This window comes from Pseudomonas sp. AB6 (genome assembly GCF_034314105.1).
GTDB lineage: Bacteria > Pseudomonadota > Gammaproteobacteria > Pseudomonadales > Pseudomonadaceae > Aquipseudomonas.
The window spans coordinates 4,070,573-4,090,256 of the sequence record NZ_JAVIWJ010000001.1 but is presented as its reverse complement, the minus strand read 5'-3'; the positions used below and the strand labels follow the sequence as shown (position 1 = coordinate 4,090,256).

At 55.0% G+C, this 19,684-nt stretch carries 14 protein-coding genes; 7 read left to right on the top strand and 7 right to left on the bottom strand.

Annotated elements, in window-relative coordinates:
• Window positions 1–3: 3 nt before the first annotated feature.
• Complete coding sequence (folE2, locus tag RGW60_RS19260) at window positions 4–900, top strand: GTP cyclohydrolase FolE2 (protein WP_322206071.1); 897 nt, start codon at window positions 4–6, stop codon at window positions 898–900.
• Between the two features lie 171 nt (window positions 901–1,071).
• Here folE2 and RGW60_RS19255 read toward each other — a convergent pair whose 3' ends face one another.
• On the bottom strand, window positions 1,072–1,593 hold the full coding sequence (locus tag RGW60_RS19255) for a DUF3617 domain-containing protein (RefSeq protein ID WP_322206070.1): 522 nt from the start codon (window positions 1,591–1,593) through the stop codon (window positions 1,072–1,074).
• 158 nt (window positions 1,594–1,751) lie between these two features.
• Here RGW60_RS19255 and cls point away from each other — a divergent pair, with 158 nt between their 5' ends.
• Window positions 1,752–3,191, top strand: a complete 1,440-nt coding sequence (gene cls, locus RGW60_RS19250) for a cardiolipin synthase (protein WP_322206069.1) — start codon at window positions 1,752–1,754, stop codon at window positions 3,189–3,191.
• Window positions 3,192–3,234: 43 nt separating this feature from the next.
• On the opposite strand, the gene cfaB is transcribed toward cls, so the two are convergent.
• The 6 genes from cfaB to RGW60_RS19220 all read right to left on the bottom strand — a co-directional run bounded on the left by cfaB (window position 3,235) and on the right by RGW60_RS19220 (window position 11,894).
• Window positions 3,235–4,419 carry a C17 cyclopropane fatty acid synthase CfaB gene (gene cfaB / locus RGW60_RS19245; RefSeq protein ID WP_322206068.1) on the bottom strand — a complete coding sequence of 395 codons (1,185 nt, stop codon included), beginning with the start codon at window positions 4,417–4,419 and terminating at the stop codon, window positions 3,235–3,237.
• A gap of 173 nt (window positions 4,420–4,592) precedes the next feature.
• On the bottom strand, window positions 4,593–6,533 hold the full coding sequence (locus RGW60_RS19240) for a heavy metal translocating P-type ATPase (RefSeq protein WP_322206067.1): 1,941 nt from the start codon (window positions 6,531–6,533) through the stop codon (window positions 4,593–4,595).
• Window positions 6,530–7,588 carry a protease modulator HflK gene (locus RGW60_RS19235; protein ID WP_322206066.1) on the bottom strand — a complete coding sequence of 353 codons (1,059 nt, stop codon included), beginning with the start codon at window positions 7,586–7,588 and terminating at the stop codon, window positions 6,530–6,532. Before RGW60_RS19235 ends, RGW60_RS19240 begins: the two co-directional genes overlap by 4 nt.
• The gene (locus RGW60_RS19230) at window positions 7,585–8,616 is read right to left on the bottom strand and encodes a protease modulator HflC (protein WP_322206065.1); all 1,032 of its coding nucleotides are present in this window, start codon (window positions 8,614–8,616) and stop codon (window positions 7,585–7,587) included. Before RGW60_RS19230 ends, RGW60_RS19235 begins: the two co-directional genes overlap by 4 nt.
• On the bottom strand, window positions 8,613–10,610 hold the full coding sequence (locus RGW60_RS19225) for a protease modulator HflK (RefSeq protein WP_322206064.1): 1,998 nt from the start codon (window positions 10,608–10,610) through the stop codon (window positions 8,613–8,615). The genes RGW60_RS19230 and RGW60_RS19225 overlap by 4 nt, the downstream gene beginning before the upstream one ends.
• Window positions 10,611–10,760: 150 nt before the next feature.
• On the bottom strand, window positions 10,761–11,894 hold the full coding sequence (locus RGW60_RS19220) for an acyltransferase (RefSeq protein ID WP_322206063.1): 1,134 nt from the start codon (window positions 11,892–11,894) through the stop codon (window positions 10,761–10,763).
• A 288-nt stretch (window positions 11,895–12,182) separates the two neighbouring features.
• Here RGW60_RS19220 and RGW60_RS19215 point away from each other — a divergent pair, with 288 nt between their 5' ends.
• From RGW60_RS19215 to RGW60_RS19195, 5 genes are all read left to right on the top strand, one after another.
• Complete coding sequence (locus tag RGW60_RS19215) at window positions 12,183–12,572, top strand: hypothetical protein (protein ID WP_322206062.1); 390 nt, start codon at window positions 12,183–12,185, stop codon at window positions 12,570–12,572.
• 274 nt (window positions 12,573–12,846) lie between these two features.
• The gene (locus tag RGW60_RS19210) at window positions 12,847–14,466 is read left to right on the top strand and encodes a glucan biosynthesis protein D (RefSeq protein WP_322206973.1); all 1,620 of its coding nucleotides are present in this window, start codon (window positions 12,847–12,849) and stop codon (window positions 14,464–14,466) included.
• A 397-nt stretch (window positions 14,467–14,863) separates the two neighbouring features.
• A complete protein-coding gene (locus tag RGW60_RS19205) occupies window positions 14,864–16,174 on the top strand; it encodes a hypothetical protein (RefSeq protein WP_322206061.1) in 1,311 nt (436 codons plus the stop codon).
• Window positions 16,175–16,186: 12 nt separating this feature from the next.
• A complete protein-coding gene (locus RGW60_RS19200) occupies window positions 16,187–17,488 on the top strand; it encodes a hypothetical protein (RefSeq protein ID WP_322206060.1) in 1,302 nt (433 codons plus the stop codon).
• A gap of 45 nt (window positions 17,489–17,533) precedes the next feature.
• The gene (locus tag RGW60_RS19195; protein ID WP_322206059.1) at window positions 17,534–19,423 is read left to right on the top strand and encodes an acyltransferase family protein; all 1,890 of its coding nucleotides are present in this window, start codon (window positions 17,534–17,536) and stop codon (window positions 19,421–19,423) included.
• Window positions 19,424–19,684: the final 261 nt, after the last annotated feature.

Below are 19,684 nucleotides of genomic sequence, written 5' to 3'. Positions count from 1 at the left end.
TTAATGAACGCGTTGACCATGCCGGATATTGCCGCGCAAGCTCTGGATCAAGCCTTTCCACTAGACTGGGTGGGCATGTGCGGCATTGCGCTGCCTATCAAATTAAAAGGCCAACGCCTTAGCGCCAAAGCTGATGCCGGGGTGAGTCTTGATGCTCATCAAACACGCGGCATACATATGTCACGGCTTTATCTCGCACTCGATACTCTAGAAAACGAAGAACTTACTCCAGCGCTGCTGCATCGGCTGTTGATGCATTTTTTGCATTCACATAAAGGGCTATCAAACAGTGCGTTCATACGTATCAGGACTGAACTGCTGATTCAACGACCGGCGCTAATCAGTGCGCTTTCGGGTTGGAAATCTTACCCATTCGAAATTTGTGCCCGTATAGAAAATCATGTGTTCCACGTGGAACTTGAGTTTGAAATCAGTTATTCCTCAACATGCCCATGTTCAGCGGCTTTGGCCAGACAGTTGATTCAGCAGCAATTCGTCGCTGACTTCTCCGATAAGCCGCTGGATCATGCTGAATTGTTGTCGTGGCTCGGAACCTCACAAGGCATCGTCGCCACGCCGCATAGCCAGCGCAGCAGTGCTCTTATGCGTGTGAACCTAGAGCCATCTACCAGTGAGTTTGCGCTGGGGGAACTTATAGATCGAGTAGAAGCCGCTCTTGGCACTGCCGTGCAAACTGCAGTTAAACGCGTCGACGAACAAGCCTTTGCGTTGGCAAATGGCCAGAACCTGATGTTTTGTGAGGATGCGGCGCGAAGACTTACGCTAGCGCTGAAAAAAGCCCCCGCCGTAACAGCGTTTAATTTGAAGGTAAGTCATGCTGAAAGTCTTCATGCTCACGACGCTGTTGCCAAGAGCAGTTGGCAGCGGAATACCGCATAGCGCTTCTCAGGGAGTCACCGCCCAAGCGCGCCCGCTTCCACCTTGGGCTGATGATTTCCCCCGTGCGCGTTGCCTTGGTTCTATACGGGCGGCGGTGATCACATCTAAGGCGTAAATTACGTCGTTAACCGCTGCGAGCACTCAAAACTGGCGCAAGGCATCGTCCCAACCTCAAGTCCTCGGCTTAATCACCCCGCATTGAGGCCCAAGCCAGACGGCCTTGGTGTCCATACTGCCATTTTGTTGCACACCGGTAGCGTTGAACGTCCCGACAACGGAGGTGCTGAATTCACGGTCGCTCTGGAATGTCGCCACACCAGTGCCTTGAGCTTTAGGGCAGTTAAAGCGAAATTTCCAAGTCTTGCCGTTTCGATCGGTGATCTGCTGATTGCAACCAGACTTCGGGTCTGTCAGCGGGATGTTGTCCGACTTGACTTGGTCTTGAGTCAAGCAAACCTGCGCGCCTTTACCGGCAAGGTTCACACCGTGCTTCTGCAACGCCTGTTCCATCATCGCTTGTTGATCCGGCGCCAGGCTTTTCAGTTGATTCAACATCAATTGCAGATCGGGTAATGGCTGCCCATCCACCTGCATATTGCTGGTGGTCAGCTCCCACAATCCCGGTTGCAGCATCTGAGCCTGAGCCAGCGGCGAACCCAGGCAAAACAGCAAAACCAAAAAACATTTATTCATCTGCAAATTCCTCAATGAAAGCGACCGGTTAAGCGCCAGCCTGACAATGAGTGTTAGACGATGCAAGCGCCTGCCAGTTGCAACCAGAATAAAATCGCGACAATCACCACGTGCTGTGGTCTGTTAGAGACTTAAAAAAAACAGGATCAGGGTTACGCATGGATTTTTACATTCCGTCTTTCGTCGGCTATTTGATCGGTTTCACCCATTTGCTCGGCCTCATCGCTGCCATCCACGCACTGCTGACTGTACGCACTGCGCAAGGTTCTATCGCATGGGCCATGCCACTTATTTTCATTCCCTACGTCACCCTCATTCCCTATTTGGTGTTCGGGCGCAGCACGTTCGACGGCTATATCAAAGCGCGGCGTCAAGCCAACCGGGAAATGCGTACAGCCATTGGCACTCTAAACTGGCGGCCATGGATTGAAGAAGCCGTAACGGCGAGGCGCTCAGGGGCATATGCCTCGTTGCGGGCTATGCCACGGCTGGGACGAATGCCTTGCCTGGCAAATAATGAAGTGGCGTTACTGATCAACGGTGAAGCAACCTTCACAGCTATTTTCGACGCTATACGCGGCGCCAAAAAAGCGGTATTGATTCAATTTTTTATCATCCACGACGACGACCTTGGTCGACGCCTGCAAACGCTGCTGCTGGAAAAGGCAGCGGAAGGGGTCGCCATTTACGTTCTTTATGACCGCGTAGGCAGCCACTCACTGCCCGCAAGCTACAGCGAAACACTGCGCAATGGCGGTGTACAAATCAAAGCGTTTGCTACTCGCAGCGGTTGGCTAAACCGCTTCCAGATCAACTTCCGTAATCACCGCAAAATTGTAGTGGTGGACGGCGCACGCGGCTTCGTCGGAGGTCATAACGTCGGAGACGAATACTTAGGCAAACAACCGCCGCTGTCCCCGTGGCGCGACACCCATGTTTCGATTGTCGGTCCGGTGGTGACATGTTTACAGGAATCGTTTGCTGAAGATTGGTTCTGGGCTACCCGCCAGTTACCCCAGCTGATCCTGCCTGAGACCTACCCCGAAGATGGCGTGCTATGCCAGTTACTGGCCAGCGGTCCGGCGGACGCACAGGAAACCTGTTCATTGTTTTTTGTTGAAGCCATTTACGCGGCTCAAACACGCGTGTGGATAACCAGCCCTTATTTCATTCCCGATGAAGCCGTATTCGCGGCGCTGCGATTGGCGGTCCTGCGTGGGGTAGATGTGCGAATATTGCTACCGTCACGTCCCGATCACTACGTCGTCTATGCCGCCTCTAGCCTGTTTGCCTTCGAAGCGGTACGCGCGGGCGTGCGCATCTTCCGCTATGAACCGGGATTTATGCATCAAAAGGTGGTGTTGGTTGACAGTGAAATCAGCGCCATCGGCAGCGCCAACATGGACAACCGTTCGTTCAGGCTTAATTTTGAATTGATGCTGCTAACCGTTGACAGCGATTTTGCTAGCCAGGTTGAGGTCATGCTCAACGCCGACTTCGCTCTGGCCCGGGAAATCGCACTCGAAGAAAGCAAAGAAACCCACCGCTTTCAGCAACTCGGTATGCGTGTTGCGCGCCTGGTCTCACCGATTCTCTAAACGGTAAAACGCGAAACGGGGTCCAAAGACCCCGTTGCTGCTCTTATACGTAAATATCTTCTCGGGTCCAGGGCAGGCCGTGGCCGCCATGGGCAAACGGTTTAACCGCCAGTATCTGATGAAGGTTAATCCAGCCCCGTGCAAACGCATACGCACAGCCCGCCAAGTAAAGGCGCCAAATGCGCAGGGTCTGCTCCGGCACCATTTCCGACGCCTCATCGAGCCGCGCTTCAAGCCGCTCGCTCCAGTGTTCGAGAGTCCGTGCGTAATGCAGCCGCAGGCTTTCAACGTCAACGATCTCCAAACCCGTCTCGCTGATAAACGCACTGATCATCGACACATGGGGCAACTCACCGTTAGGAAAAACGTAGCGTTCAATGAACTCACCCGCCCCCCTCCCTACTGGACGACCGTCGGTGTGCTTGGCCGTGATGCCATGGTTCATCACCAATCCACCTTCACGGACAGCACCGAACAGACGCTTTGCGTACAGCTCCAAATTCGCGTGACCCACGTGCTCGAACATACCCACGCTGACGACTTTGTCGAAGCGGCCGTCTTGCGGCAGATCACGGTAATCAAGCAACACCAACTCAACCTGATTTTCCAAGCCTTCTGCCAACACTCGCTCCTGAGCTAACGCCAATTGCTCCTGGCTCAAGGTAATACCGAACACTTTCACACCGTATTCGCGGGCAGCAAACCTCGCTAATCCGCCCCAGCCACAGCCTACGTCCAATAAATATTCCCCCGGCTGCAACCGGAGCTTACGACACAAGTGATGAAACTTGTCCTGCTGCGCTTGCTCCAGAGTTTCTTTGCCGGTCTTGAAATACGCGCACGAATAGACCATCTCCTGATCAAGCCAGAGCTGGTAGAACTCGTTGGAAAGGTCGTAATGGTAAGAGATCGAAGCGGCGTCGGTAGCTTTGTCATGTTCAGAGCGAACCGGCAAATAAGGACTGTCATCATCAACCAATGCCTGGGTCAGCTCGTCGCAGACACGCACTACTTCGCTAATGGACCCTTCAAGCTCCAACCGGCCCTCAACGAAGGCACTACCCAGTAAATCAAGGCTAGGATGCGTGAATTGAGACACCAGTTGCGGGTCTTTCACCACGATGGTGACACTGGGCATCGGGCCTAGATCAAGTTCATGGCCATCCCACAGTTTCAGCCGTAGCGGCAGATGAAGATTCTGCAAGGCTGTTGGAAGTTGCGCGAGCATTGAGTAAACCCTCTATCCAGAAACTCAGGAAAAGGGTAGTCCAAACAGCCGGCGATGGAACACCCCCACCAAGAATGACTGCTAATTTGTAACGGAGTTCTAAAAAGCTCAAGCAAATTTTTATACTTAACAGATCTGTCTAGCACAACATTCTTAGTAAGAGGCCCATGCTGTCAGGCCTCTGGCTTAGTCTCCAACTTTAGTAGCGGCTCCTGAAAACGTAGCAAGCGGCCAGCATTTCCGAGGACCAGCAACGTGCTGAGGTTGTGCAGCAACGCTGCGATCATCGCACCAGCAGCGCCAAGAAGACCGAAAGCTGCCATCGCGACAATGGCCAAGGTCCATCCTAAACCGATGATCACATTGACATGCAATGTCCGACGGCACTGGCGGCTTAATCGCACACAGGTGCCCAATCGACGGAGGTCGCTGCCGATCAAAACGATGTCTGCTGAGGCCAGTGCGATATCTGCACCACCCGCCCCCATAGCCACGCCCACCACTCCAGCTTTTAGCGCCAACGAGTCATTGATGCCGTCGCCCACCACCATTGGCCGAAAGCCGCTGCTGATTTCGCCCATCACCCGGTTGAGCTTGTCTTCGGGCAGCGCCTGGGCTTCGATGTCGCTGATACCGACCTCAAGCGCCAGGCTGTCGGCCACACTTTGGCGGTCACCGGTTAGCAGCAATTGACGGCCCAACCCCAACTGACGTAACTCAGCAAGCGCCTGTCGTGCCTCGGGCTTTAGGCTGTCAGCCAGTAACAGCCAAGCCAGGAACACACCATCTACTGCAATCCCTGCAATCGGGCCATCGTGATTCGGGACCGGCGAGGTGCTGATATCCAGTTGTTCAAACAACTCCGGGCGCCCGAGCGCCGCAAGGCCGTGTTCGGTTTTAGCGACAACGCCAAGCCCTTGTCGCTCATGAATGTCGGTGAGTACCAATAATTGATCTTTTTCCACCAAGCCAGCTAATGCGCGGCTTACAGGATGACTGCTGGCCGAACCGAGGCTCGCCGCCAGCGGCAACAATGTAGCCTGCTGCGTCAACACCGTTTGAATCGATTGCAGCCTAAGGGTGCCGTAGGTCAATGTCCCCGTTTTATCGACGACCAATGACGTCAAGTCAGCCAGCTCTTCGAGAAACGCCGAACTGCGAATCAAAATACCGTGACGTGCCGCCACCGCGATTCCGGCAATGGCCGTCGCAGGCGCCGATAACACCAGCGCGCATGGACAGGCCGCAACTAGCACCGCCAGCATCGCTTGTGCATCATTGGTGATAAACCAAGTCACCGCCGCAATCATCAACACCAGCACCATGTAGCTTCCCGCGTAGCGTTCCAGCAGTCGAGTAATCGGCGGCTTGGAGCGTTCGGCGCTTTGCATCAGGGCAATGACTTTGCCCAAGGTCGATTCGTTGCCGATGCGCGTCACTTCGATGCGCAACAGGCCATCGAGATTGATCGCGCCGCCGAAGACTTCGATGCCAACTCGCGCTTCCAGTGGCACCGACTCACCGGTAATCGGGGCCGTATCGAGGCTCGCTTGTCCAGAGCGCACCACGCCGTCGGCTGGCACCCGGTCACCGGCGCGAACTTCCACTAAATCACCCGCAACCAGCACCGAGTTATCTACCTCGCGCACCGTGCCATCCGCTTCTATCAGGCGCGCATGGCTTCGGGTCAACCGTCCCAAGGCTTGAATGGCTTCCTGGGAACCGATGACGCTACGCTCTTCCAGCACATGGCCAAAGATCATGATGATCGGCAATAAAGCGGCGGTCATTAAATCGCCGGTGGCCCATGCGCCAAGCATCGCCAGCGCAATCAGTTGATCGGTGATGCCATGCAGGCTGGGGTAACGCAGGCTGTGCCAACCAGCGCTGACCACTGGCACCGCGACCAGTAAAGACGCAGCGCCCAGCAGCAGCTGACTAACACCCGTCTGCCCCGGTACGAAAAATCTCCAGGCAAGCCCCAGCCCCAACAAACCCAAAGCGAGCATCGCCAAGGTCAATTGCCGAGCCGCACTTCGTTGCTCGGCATTGCTGAGCATGCTGACCGGGGCTTGGGTTGACTCAGGTTCAGTCGTCGCAGCGTGGGCACTCATTTTTCTGCTCCCTGAATAATCAGGTGGGAATCGTCATGGGGGTCGACCGTGGTCACGGAACCGGCCTGGCCAAGAATTTTTGGCACGCGCTCGCGATAGATCCGCATCAACAGTCCTGGATCACTTTTGTCACGAACCGACTGCGCCAAACTAGTCACCGTCGCCGTATCCGCCTGGGCTTTAGCCAAGCGCTCAGACGCTTGGGCATGCGCCACTTGCACGGTGCGGTCGGCTTGCTGTGTGGCAGTTTGCGTGAGTTTTTCCGCTTCGGTGCGGGCATTAGCCACCGCCTGATCCGCGAGTTGGCTGGCGGTCAGCACTGCGTTAAATGCATTCACAGCCGAAGCCGGCAGGCTTGACTGCACGTCCACTCGAGCGATTTCGATACCTATTCCTAAGCCTGTGGCCGCTAACTCCGCCAGGCGCTGATTGATGCCTCGGACCAGATCGCCGCGCAGGCGCTCACGACGTTCGGCAGACTTGCTGTCCGGGCTGACCATCTCTGGACGTGCCACTAAGATTGTGTCCAGATCTCGCGCGGCGGTGAGCGCCACCGTGCTGCGATTGACCAGACGGTCCAGCGCAGGCAAAACATGTTCGCCCTGCAGGACAAAGGCATACGGGTCGGTGACTTTGTAGTACACCGTCACATCGAGCTGCACCACGCCAGCATCGCCGGTCAGCAAATACCCTGAGCCCGCCAACGCATCGCTCATTGGCGCAGCGAAGCTTGAGATTCGGTCAGCGTCCAAGGCAGGCTTTGAGCGCAGCAATGTTTCGACTCGACGCTCAATCACTCGATCCGCCGACGGCAATAACACGACTTGTTCGAACGGTTGCGGCCACGCGGTGAGTAAACCGGCGCTTTGAATACGCTCCAGTGCTCCGAGACGCAGAACTACTGCACGGTTCTGCGGATCAATCTGGCGAACGTTGGACAACGCCCACCCCAGTGCAGCCAGCAAGGTCACGCCGTACAAACCGAGAAAAGCCAAACGGCTCGCCTGCAACCAAGGACTATTGACCGGAGGCCGCTCAGTGACGACTTCACTCATGGTTGCGATCCGCTTTTACCGTCCAGCGTTGGCGGTCCGTCAACCAATACGCGGAACGGAGCTGCGTCAGTGCGCAGAATCAGTTTAGTCCCAGGCGTAACCATCGTGCCCAATGTATCCAGGGACCGCAGCAAGTTATAAAGCTGAGGCGATCCGGCATAGGCCTTGCCATAAATTTGTGCAGCCTCTACCCGCGATTGCGCTTCGATATCCGCTGCTTTGACCGTCGCGTCGGCTTCTACGATACGTGCATCACGCTCCGCCGCCGACCGGATCTGCGCCGCCTCGCGTTTACCTACAGCCGTACGTTCAGTCGCGATAGTTTCACGTTCGGCGCGCATGCGGTCCACGGTTGCGTTCAGCGTCACCGACGGCAAGGTCAGACGCTCGACGCCGACCTGTAAGACGCGCACGCCATAGGTGGAGAGCAATTGCTGTTCGATTTGGTGGCGCAGCTGAGTTTCAAACTCAGTGATTTTTACTTGATTGGCATCGGTATTGATCAAGCTGGACAGGTCAAAACTGGCCGCCGTGGTTTCCAGCGCCGAACCAACAAAGGTACGGATTTGCCGCGCTGCTTCATCTGGCTGATTCTGTACGGCGCGCATGAAGCGCTGCACATTGTCTGGATCGTCCTGCACCTGCCAGGCGACGTAGGCTTGCACGACAATCCTCAGGCCATCACGTGTACCCACGTCTTGCAGACCGCTGGATGTAGTGCGCAACCGCAGATCAACCGGAATCGTGGCCTCGAACGGTGCTGGCCAACGCCAGTTCAAGCCCGGATTAAGAAGTACGCGAGAAGGATTGCCGAAGCGGGTAATCACCGTCGCTTCGCCCGAACGCACTTGCACCAGGCTAGCCGCCGCTACTGCAAAGGCAATTAGTAAAACGGCGAGCGCGGTTCGGCGCCAAGGGAAAGCCGCAGGAGTGGACGTATCGCCATGCTGATGGCCGTGGTGATGTCCGGCGTGACCGTGGTCATCGTCCGAGTGATCGTGATGATCGTGTGAATGAAACAGACTCAAGGGACGACTCCTGAATGGGCGGCTTTACTCGGCGCCGATGGGTCTGCCGGTAACGTGAAAGTACGCAAATCGATGGTCGGGGCGGTGTCGCCGCCGAGCCGGTGATCAAGGATCAGTAATTTGGCGTGGGCCAAACCATGGCTTAGCTGCGTCAGGTACTGCTCCAGTAAAAACGCTTTGCCAGCCTGGTCATAAGCATGACGCTCGGCGCTGAAGCGAAGGTCTGCGCCTTGAGCCGTGGCCAGAACCTCACGCGCCGCCGCAGAGGCGTTGTCTTTCGCTAAACTGGCGTTCAGTTCGGCCAAGTTCGATTGCTCGCTGGCTGCGCCCCGCTCCCGAGAAATTAACGCTTGAGCGCCGATCTGCGCCGCTTGCACCGCATGGTAGGCGTTAGCAGCCCCCGCGGGTGGATGAATTGACTCGACGACTGTCGCTAAAATTTCTACGCCACTGTCGAGCTTCTTCAGGTCCGCTTGCACAGCGTCACCGATGTCCGAAGACAGTGCGGCCCTTTGCTCGCCGAGCAGTTCATCCAACGTCCGCGACGCAAAATCGTGGACCAATATCCGGCTCGCGGTGCTACGAATCAGCGTTGGAACGTCAGCACTGTTGTAAGTCGCAGCCATTGCGGCCTGATCGGTCAAGCCGATTCGATAGACAAACCGCACGTCCATATTGACGATTTGAAAGCTCTGCTTTTGGGAGGCAGGCTTGTCGCCTGCGCTACTAGCGATGACTTGGGACTTCTCGTTGATATGGCTGGCGTCCCACAGACGATTAGCACTAAGTGGCGCCGGGCCTTCGGCAGGCTCAAGAACCTGCTCGACCGCGTTTGACTCCGAAACGCTGGTCGCCAACTCATGCACAACGCCGTTTTCTACCGCCAACACGCGCCCAAAAGGCCATGGCAAACCGGTGTGTAAGCCCGGACCGAAAACTTGCACTGGCTTGCCGAAACGCTCGTAAATACCTCGCCCCTGCATCGGAATTTCATGTACACCACTTAGCAACCAGCCCAGCCCCAATACCACCGCCAGCACCGGCAAAAAGGCCCGCCGCATGTAGGTAAATGCCCATATCTGGCGCAGATCGATGCCGAAACGGTTGTGCAGTTCGTTCTCAAGCGCCAACAAAGGCTGCGGCGGCCAACGCAGCAGGCCGGCGACAAAACTACTGGCCAAGAGTCTCGGCTCAATCCGCTCGTTGCGCGGGCTGAACAGCGACATGACCCCGCGGAGCAATAGTTCAAACGCTACCAGAACAGGCAGTAGACCGGTCAATACGGCAAGTCGGGCAGGCCAGATGCGGGAAGGCGTGGAAAAAAACAGGCATATTGCACTGAGCAACAAGCAGGCAATAGCGACTCGAGTCAGTTGCGCCAGTTGTGCCGCTTCAGGCCACTCAGCCGGTAATTCGTGGGCCAATTGGCGTTCCAGCACCAGTAATCCGAAAGCGATCAAAAGTGCAACGGTGCCGACGATATTGCCAATGGGGCCGACACTTGATCCGACGAGGCTCAGGTTCCAGGTCCATTTCACCGTCAAAATAGCCAGCAACGCCCAACCGCCCAACCATATCGTCGGCAGCCCCACCTGCGCCAGAAGCGATACGCTGCTGCCGTTGATGCGACTCGACAGGCGCTCATACCATCCGGCGGGTTCTTCTGGATTGGACTGTGCGTCAATCGGCAACGGTTCGATCACCGATGAAAGGTTTGCAGCAGCCAGCGTTTGTGCACGCCAACGGGCGATCCAATACGCAGACTGCAAACCAGCCACCAACACCCACAACGCGGCAGCGTTATTAATCAGAACCGCAGACCAGAGCGTGGCAGGCGAAAAAAGCATCGCGAACATAGCCAGTACGAAGCTGAATAAGCCCAATGCCGCCAACCCGTAACCAAACCGCTGCAACCGAAGGGCATGGAACGCAGCCCTTTGAAAGCGCGGCAAGCTATCAAGCCCCACGCTTTCACCATCCAGATCAACCCGCATTGACACCCCAGACCTTACTCATAATGGAGACGCACATGGGCTCGGCCCAGCTAGCGTTATGATATAACAAAGGGCGTGAAATTTTTGTTCAAAATATTTCGAATCTTACAGCGTTGCTCCTAAGGACGAACTGAGCCTGTTTTAAAAGCGCTAAACAGTGGCGGGTACTTTTTTCAACCTTGCGGTTATCAGATAACGGCCCACTTTCTGACCGTTAACCTCAATGACCGTATAGGTCACGTATGAAATCGCGATAACGCAAAGGAGTATCAAGGCCACCAACAGGTTATTGACCAGGATACTGCCGGAATCAATGTACCTGACATCCCCCATCATCGGCGCCAACGTTAACCCGGTCTTTTTCTCCAAGACCAAAAAAACCAGAATCAGGCCGCTGAGTACAACGACATGCGTGAGGTAGATCGAGTAAGAGAGGCGGCCGAGAAAGCTGAACATTCTGGTTTTTAGCAGCTTCGATATCACGCCCGCGTCAAAGGCAAATAACGTGACTGTCCAGCAAAATAAAAGGCTGCAGACGATGGTTTTCTGAGTCAGGTCCGAATTGAGGGTCACGACAATCAGGCACAGCGAAACAACTTCAAGAAGTGAATACATCCAATAGTTGATTCGAACCCGTTCTTTTATCAGATCAAACGCACTGTACGACAACGCCCCCGCAAAAAAACACGACAGCCCTTTATAAGCAAATTCAGTCAAGACACCGGCATTGTTATATAGCAGTACGAAAGCGCCCACGGAGAGGGCGCACCAGACAAATTTTTTATAGCCCGCGCCAAAAAACGCAACCGCGGCAAATATCATGTACATGTAGTATTCAATACTGATACTCCAGGAGGGATAATTAAAGGATAGGTTTTCCGTTAGCGGAGTCCACGCCTGTATCAGGAAAAAATTGGGCAGAACTTGCGATAATGAATACTGCCCGGTAAACGGTTCTTTGTTGAACGTAAAACCTTTATGCGACGCCAGAAGCTTTAGAAATTCGAATACTATGAACACACCCAACATAAACAGATGTAATGGAAGTAGTCGAAAAGTTCTCAATATAAAAAATTTTCGAAAATCGATACGGGCGCCTGAGCCATAGGCGTGGGTGATGACAAAACCGCTCAGGACAAAGAAAAACTCGACGAACAGGTCTGCGTTACTGAAAAATTGAAGCTCGGTGATGCTGCCCACAAGGTGCAGATGGTAAACAACAACGGCGAGGGCACACACGCCCCTGAAACTATCAAGTGCATGAAATCGTTTGTCTTGGGCCATAAGGGCGTTCCTTCTTTTAATGAATTTTCCGTTTAGTGGAACTACTGAGTGGGCTGTATTTGAGCCTGACGGCCATAGGTCGGAGAAATCCTAGAGCAGTCCATCATTGAGTGCAAAGTAGAGGGAGATAAATAGATTTATATTTTACTGCTTTTAGAATACGTAGAAAAATGACGTCAATTTTATATATGTGGCGCGTCTTACAATAAAATCGGAAATCTCCTATGTATTTAAAAGCCGTTACTTAAAGAAGTTGAATCCTGGCTCTAAGCTACGGTTACAAATTCAATGAATAAGCGACTTGCCGTAACAAGTTCCAATGATTATATTCTTCAGCTCATCCGATATACGACGGCCTCCAATATGAAAAAACATTGGGATTTCCGTATCCCCAAATGTACTTCAGACACCGGTAACACAAGCTGTCTGACCATTAATGAGCCTGGATCGTTTTTAGGGTTAAGCAATTTACTGGATCTAGTCCGTCATGAAATAAGCCACGAGCACGATAAACAAATCCACCGGCTTACCTTTAAAAGCGGCCAAACGCTGTTTATCAAAGCCGACGCACGTGCTGTGACTGTCAGAGGCGCGCGTATCAATTTCAATTCAGACGCCAAATTCCCATCGACTACGTACCTCTGTGACCCCTCGCCGCAAAAAGGTTCCGGCGGTTGACGCTACCCCACTTCAGCTGACAATACGGGGCTGCCGTAAGGTTTCACCGAGCACTTTTAATTGGCCAGTCAGCATCGCGGGTGGCCTCGCGATGCACTGCGAACCAGCTCGCTGCAAAAAATCGGTTCCTACCCCTTCTTTTTTATACACCTCTACTATTTTTTTACCCCCGGTAGCGAACAGGTTGTCCACTTTGTTATCTAGTTGGGGTAGTTGTATGCGTCTGCACGCACAAGTGCAGGGCGTCACAGCATTCCCTAGAGGCTCCATCGTTATGAATCGCAGGAATCTTCTGAAAGCATCACTTGCTCTCGCGGCCTACACAGGCTTACCCGCAACGGGACTGCTTGCAGCGCGGGCCTTCGCAGCCACGGCTGATGGCGACGTCGAGCATTTCGATTTCACAATCCTGCAAACCACCGCCAAACAACTGGCCAGCACGCCGTTCGTTGACACCAATGAACAATTGCCGCCGACCCTGGGGACGATGACGCCCCAACAATTCAATGCCATCCAATACGACCCGGCGCACTCTTTGTGGGGCGACAACAAAGGTCAACTGGACGTGCAGTTTTTCCATGTCGGCATGGGCTTCAAACAGCCGATCCGCATGTACAGCGTCGATCCCCAGACCAATGAGTCGCGGGAGGTTCACTTCCGGCCGCAAATGTTCAACTACGACAAAAGCGGCGTCGATAAATCCCAGCTCAAGGGTGACTTGGGCTTCGCCGGGTTCAAGTTGTTCAAGGCTCCGGAAATCGCGACCCATGACATTCTGTCGTTTCTCGGCGCCAGCTACTTCCGCGCCGTGGACAGCTCTGGGCAATACGGCCTATCCGCCCGTGGCTTGGCCATCGACACCTACGCCAAACGCAAGGAAGAATTTCCCAATTTCACCAGGTTCTGGCTTGAGACGCCGACCAAGGACAGTACTCGATTCGTTGTGTACGCCTTGCTCGACTCCCCCAGCGCGACCGGCGCTTACCGTTTCGATATCGACTGTCAGGCCAACCAAGTGGTCATGGCCATCGACGCCCACATCAACGCCCGCAAAGACATCGAGCAATTGGGCATTGCGGCCATGACCAGCATGTTCAGTTGCGGCACTCACGAACGGCACATGTGCGACACTCTTCACCCCGAGATCCACGACTCTGACCGCCTGGCCATGTGGCGCGGCAACGGTGAGTGGATCTGCCGACCGCTGAACAACCCCGCAACGTTGCAATTCAACGCATTCGCCGATAAAGACCCCAAGGGATTTGGCCTGGTACAGACCGATCACGAGTTTTCCAGCTATCAGGACACCGTCGATTGGTACAACCAACGACCAAGCCTGTGGGTCGAGCCCACTACCCCGTGGGGCGAGGGTTCGATCGACCTGCTGGAAATCCCGACCACGGGGGAAACCCTGGATAACATCGTCGCGTTCTGGACGCCCAAAGCCCCTGTGACGGCGGGTTCGTCCCTTAACTTTGGCTACAAACTCTACTGGAGCGCCCTGCCCCCGGTCAGCACGCCACTGGCACAGGTGCGTGCCACCCGATCCGGGATGGGCGGTTTCATCGAAGGCTGGGCGCCGGGCGAGCATTACCCGGAAGTCTGGGCGCGCCGATTTGCGGTCGATTTCACCGGGGGTGGCCTGGACCGATTGCCCGAAGGCACCCGCATCGAACCGGTGGTTACCGTGTCGGGCGGTGAAGTGAAAGACTTCAACGTGTTGGTAATTCCAGACATCAAGGGCTATCGAGTGACGTTTGATTGGTACCCCAACAGCGACTCGGTGGCCCCTGTCGAATTACGCCTGTTCATTCGGACCCACGACAGAACCCTAAGCGAAACCTGGCTCTACCAGTATTTCCCGCCGGCCCCTGATAAACGCCGCTATAACTGATTAGCGTTATGGGGTTGAACGGCTGACGCACGTTAAGCGTCAGCCGTTTTTACAGATCTGTAAATTAAATGAGTCATAGAAGCACCCAATTAAGCGTTTAATAACGTACATTTAAATCGCGTCAATTTTTTATCTATCGATGTATATCAATTACTTAGTTTGCATCTGGTACTTGGAAAAACAGCAACCGCTAAAAATTTGACGAATTGATTTGACAGCGCTTTAAAGTGACGTTGATATACCGCTATCCGCTGCGCAATAACGCCCGCTTTAACCAGTCGAACGCCCCACTCCGGCCTTTCGATGGGCGGTAGCTATGCCTGCGTTTTTATCTACCGCACCGCTTAGCCTCACGTCACGCCATTATTTTTCTAAGCTCCTGAGAGGGCAAACCACCATGATGTCGACACCCGCTCTCGGCCCTACTGAACGTCCGTCGATTCTGACATTCAACAAATCCACCTTGATTATTTGGGTCGCCATCAGCCTGATCGTGTCTGAAACATTGGCCGGTGCGATGCGCTATTACTTCGACCAAGTGGGTATTTCGCCACTGCTGTACCTGCCAAAAATTGCCTGCCTGATACTGTTCGCGGCTCAGTTGCTGACCTACAAAGCCTCCCGCGTGCTCTGGGTGGGCTTGCTAATGCTATTGGTATCCTGCGCACTGGCCATGCTGCACGGCGCCAGCTTTACCAACGTTGCCTTCAGCCTGTTCGGCTTCAGCCCGTTGCTGTTCGGCGCGGTGTGCAGCGAACACATACTCCATCGCAAACGACTATTGGGCTGGGTAATTGGCGTGTGCCTGATTCTGTCTTTAATAGGGCTGTTACTGGACAAATACACCACGGTCCCGTGGAAAGGTTACAGCTACCTGGTGGGTAACACTGAGCTGGTGGGCAACACCGCTTGGGCTGACGATGAGTTTGACCGGCTCGCGGGTTTTACTCGGGTATCCAACGCGCTGTCGATCGTGATTGCGATCTTCAGTCTTTATCTGGCGATGTTTACCCGCTCGCGCATTCTGTTCTGCATCATCGCCGCCGTGGGTTTTTACGCCATCGTGCTGACTACTAGTAAAGCACCGGCCGCGGCCTTCGCCCTGACGCTGGGGGTCATGGCGTTAAGCCGCTTACGCTGGACCAGCGCCACCCTGTTTGTCGGTTTAGTTGCGATTGGGTTCCTGCTGCCCATCATTGGCGTGGCTTTTGATTTCGATCCCAACAACATCACCAGCGGCGACCGTTCCCTGACCTCGCTTTACGACCGCCTGATCAACACCTGGCCACACGTTGCCCAGTACTTGTATTGGCAAGGCTGGAGTTTGACCGGCGCGGGTCTGGGCATGTTCGGCAGCAGCCAAGTGTTATTCCCGGTGCCCGGCGCACAAATATTGACCGGATCGGACAGCAGCGCCATGTATCTCTGGGCAACGTTTGGCTTTGTCGGCCTCGCGCTGTATGCCATGCAAATTCCATTGTTTTTTATGCTGCGCGATAAAACTTCACGTCTGGACAACGCCCTACTCGCTATCAGCATCTGCATCTGCCTGACCAGTTGGACCACTGACATGTTCGAGATCACCCTCTCCAACCTGTTTATGGGCGTGGCCATCGGGCGAGTGCTTTACAGCTCAGCCGCTACCAGCACTGTGACGACTAAAGCCCACGGTTTGGGTGAACTTTCCGAGCTTCCGGAACTGCGATGAGAGCGTATTGATATGCGATTGAAAACCAACATATCCGCCTATGGGTTGCTCCTTTCCATGACCCTGTTCTGCGCCGCGTCCCAAGCCGCCGATGCGTTTATCGTTGGCGTGGGCACACATTTGATGAACTACGAAGCGTCTCCGGTGAAAGCCCTGCAAATGGTCTCGAATGCGGGCATCACGGCCCTCAAGGACGATGCGTATTGGTCAACGGCCGAACCGTCGCCCAACCAATATCGCATCGTGCCGCCATGGCGCACCTACCTGACCACCGCCAAAGCAAAAAAACTGACGACATTGACGATTTTAGATTACAGCACCCTCTTCCACGGCAACCTCAAGCCACGCACGCCAGAGATCAAAAAGGCTTATCTGAAATACGTCGACTACGTGACCCGCCAGTTGCAGGGCAAAGTCGATTACTGGGAGATCTGGAACGAGTGGGATCTAGAAGGCCCCAAAGATCCGAAACTTTCCACCGACTACGCCACCCTGGTCAAAGAAACGGTACCGCTGATTCGCAAGAACGATCCTAACGCGAAAATCCTCGCGGGCTCCGTAACACCTGAAGGAATGAACTTTGGTTTCGCCGACCGGCTGATCGATGCCGGAATATTGGACCAAATCGATGGCCTGTCGATTCACCCCTACGTGCACTGCGCTGGCAAGGGGCAAAACACTCCGGAAGCCTGGACCAACTGGGTACGCGATTACGTCCGGCATGTGAACGAAAAAGCCGGTAAAGAAATTCCGATCTACCTGACCGAAGTCAGTTGGCCGACCCACACCGGCGATTGCGGCAACACCCCAGAAACGGTTGCATCCTACATAGCGCGGACATTTTTTCTGGCCCGGACCATCCCGAGCCTAAAGGGCATGTGGTGGTACGACCTGGCCAACGATGGCTTGGACAAGACCGATCAGGAACACAACTTCGGTCTGCTCGAACACAATCTGGACCCCAAACCCGGCTACGAAGTGCTCAAGGCCATCAGCCCCTTCGTTCGCGATTACACCTATGACCCTGGCCCCAGCACCATGGTCAACGACGTATACCTGCTGTATTTCAACAAAGGTGCAGACCACATCGTGGTCGCCTGGGCGGGCGGTCGAGCTCAAGAACAACACGTAGTCAGCAAGGCCAAACTTACCGGCAAGCTGCAACTCATCGACACCGCGCACGCAACCAAAGGGCAGATCGACACAGATTCATCGTGGACCTGCAACGGCGAGCGCTGTGCTGCCTCCGTGACCCTGACCAACTTTCCGAAAATCATCAGCCTGAACGCCCCCGACGGGATGGTTGAACGCTGAGTATCACTTGCTGAGCTTGCAGCCCGTTTCTGGAACCGAATCGCCATGGACTTTCGAAAAGACATCAATGGACTACGCGCGATCGCGGTGATCGCCGTCATCCTGTTCCACTTCAACCCGGCTTGGCTGCCCGGCGGCTATGCGGGCGTTGATATTTTTTTCGTGATTTCCGGCTACCTGATCACCGGCATCATTTTCCGGGGTTTGCAGAAAAACAGCTTCGGCCTGATCACCTTCTACACATCTCGCGCCCGGCGAATTATCCCCGCACTGGCGGCGATGTGCTTTGCATTGCTGGCATTCGGTTGGTTCTACCTGCTGCCCCTGGAATACAGCGAACTGGGCAAACACGTCGCCAGTAGCCTGGGGTTCTTTTCCAACTTCGTGTACTGGTCTGAAGCGGGTTACTTCGCCGCTAGCGCCCACGAAAAATGGCTGCTGCACACCTGGTCCCTTTCGGTGGAGTGGCAGTTTTACATGATCTACCCGATTGTCCTGCTGTTGCTGAGCAGGCTAGTCACGTTGAATGTGCTGCGCTGGATCGTCTTGGCCGGGAGCATTCTGGGCTTTCTCGCTTGCGTGTACGTGTCGTTCAAATGGCCGGAGCCGGCGTTCTATTTACTGCCCGCCCGCGCCTGGGAATTATTGGCGGGTGGCGTTGCCTGTTTGTTCCCGATCAAACTCAAAGGCCTGCCGCAACGGGCCTTGGAAGCATTGGGTGTAGGCCTGATGCTGGTGAGCTTTTTCGTGTTGTCCGAAAAAGACGTGTGGCCGGGTTACCTGGCGCTGCTGCCGGTGATGGGCACCTTATTGGTGATCGTCTCGGCGCGGCAAGATTCGCTCATGACCAACAACCCCTTCTCACAATGGACCGGTAAGCTTTCCTACTCCCTGTATCTGTGGCACTGGCCGGTGGTGGTGTTCATGAGCTACGCCGGGTACTTGAACGACACCCGTAGTGCGCTGCTCGGAATCGCCACCTCATTCGCCTTGGGCCTGGCTTCGTTTACGCTTATCGAAAAAAGCTCAACAGCGAAAAAGCCAGAACGCCCCTGGAAGTTCGCAACCGTCGGCAGCTTGATCGTGCTGGTATTCGCCGCAGGCGCGGCGGTCAAAGCGACCCAAGGCGCTGTTACACCGTTACGCGCCATCAGTATCTCGGACAAGGCACGCTTCGTTCAGGACTACGCCGACCGGCAAAACAACCTCTACGAAACCTACTGGCTCAAGTGCGACGCGTTCTCCGCCTTCACCCAGCGCGGACAAAAAGCGATTGACCCGTCCTGCACGCAAAAACACGGCGAAGGCGGCGTCTTCCTGTGGGGCGATTCCCACGCTCAAGCACTGTCGCTGGGACTACGAACCCTGCTGCCCAAAGAAACGCCGTTCTACCAAGTCACCTCGGCCGCGTGCAAACCGAGCCTGACCGATGACACCGGCCTGCAAACACCGCCGCGCATCACCTGCAACTACTCCAACAGAACCGCACTGGAAAGCATCAAGGCCGACAAACCCGACATCGTGGTCATCGCGCAAAAAGACGAACACGACAAAACCCACTGGGACCTAATCGCCGCACGGCTCAAAAGCTACGGCGTCAAACACGTGGTCCTCATGGGCCCGCTGCCGCAATGGAGCCCGTCCCTGCCCAGCGTTATCGCCAACCGCCACTGGGGCGCCAACGACTCCCACATCACCGACGCCGCCCTCGACCGCAGCGTCATGATCGCCGACCGCGCCACCCAAAGCTCCATCGACCACAACGCCGTCGACTTCGTCTCGCTGATCGACAAATTATGCGTCGCAGACTCTTGCCTGGTGCGGCTGCAGGGAGACAACTCACTGCTGCAAATCGACTCCGGGCACCTGAGTGAAAAGGGCTCGATTTATATCGTTAAGAATTTTGTGATGCCGGAGATTGAGAAACTGAATTGAGATCTGACACACCGCTGGCATCCCTCGCCACCTAAGCCCGCCCAGATTGAATGATCTGAGCGGGCTTTTTTGTGCTCGGAATTAGGGTCACCAGAGTACGGTAAGACAAATCCTTTAGCCGCGTAGGACAGAGACTTATTCACCCGGAAACGCCTGAAGGCATAGTCTGGCGGTTGCGCTTGCTCGGGGCCGACGCTAACCTTCGTGGGTCGCTGCAAAATCAGCGGCCGGGTTTAGTCGCCCGCCCACACACTGGCGCAC

Excerpts from the sequence above, each read along its gene's own strand:
- folE2 (WP_322206071.1), top strand. The coding sequence starts at position 4 with ATGAACGCGTTGACCATGCCGGATATTGCCGCGCAAGCTCTGGATCAA.
- RGW60_RS19255 (WP_322206070.1), bottom strand. The coding sequence starts at position 1,593 with ATGAATAAATGTTTTTTGGTTTTGCTGTTTTGCCTGGGTTCGCCGCTG.
- cls (WP_322206069.1), top strand. The coding sequence starts at position 1,752 with ATGGATTTTTACATTCCGTCTTTCGTCGGCTATTTGATCGGTTTCACC.
- cfaB (WP_322206068.1), bottom strand. The coding sequence starts at position 4,419 with ATGCTCGCGCAACTTCCAACAGCCTTGCAGAATCTTCATCTGCCGCTA.
- RGW60_RS19240 (WP_322206067.1), bottom strand. The coding sequence starts at position 6,533 with ATGAGTGCCCACGCTGCGACGACTGAACCTGAGTCAACCCAAGCCCCG.
- RGW60_RS19235 (WP_322206066.1), bottom strand. The coding sequence starts at position 7,588 with ATGAGTGAAGTCGTCACTGAGCGGCCTCCGGTCAATAGTCCTTGGTTG.
- RGW60_RS19225 (WP_322206064.1), bottom strand. The coding sequence starts at position 10,610 with ATGCGGGTTGATCTGGATGGTGAAAGCGTGGGGCTTGATAGCTTGCCG.
- RGW60_RS19220 (WP_322206063.1), bottom strand. The coding sequence starts at position 11,894 with ATGGCCCAAGACAAACGATTTCATGCACTTGATAGTTTCAGGGGCGTG.
- RGW60_RS19215 (WP_322206062.1), top strand. The coding sequence starts at position 12,183 with ATGAATAAGCGACTTGCCGTAACAAGTTCCAATGATTATATTCTTCAG.
- RGW60_RS19210 (WP_322206973.1), top strand. The coding sequence starts at position 12,847 with ATGAATCGCAGGAATCTTCTGAAAGCATCACTTGCTCTCGCGGCCTAC.
- RGW60_RS19205 (WP_322206061.1), top strand. The coding sequence starts at position 14,864 with ATGATGTCGACACCCGCTCTCGGCCCTACTGAACGTCCGTCGATTCTG.
- RGW60_RS19200 (WP_322206060.1), top strand. The coding sequence starts at position 16,187 with ATGCGATTGAAAACCAACATATCCGCCTATGGGTTGCTCCTTTCCATG.
- RGW60_RS19195 (WP_322206059.1), top strand. The coding sequence starts at position 17,534 with ATGGACTTTCGAAAAGACATCAATGGACTACGCGCGATCGCGGTGATC.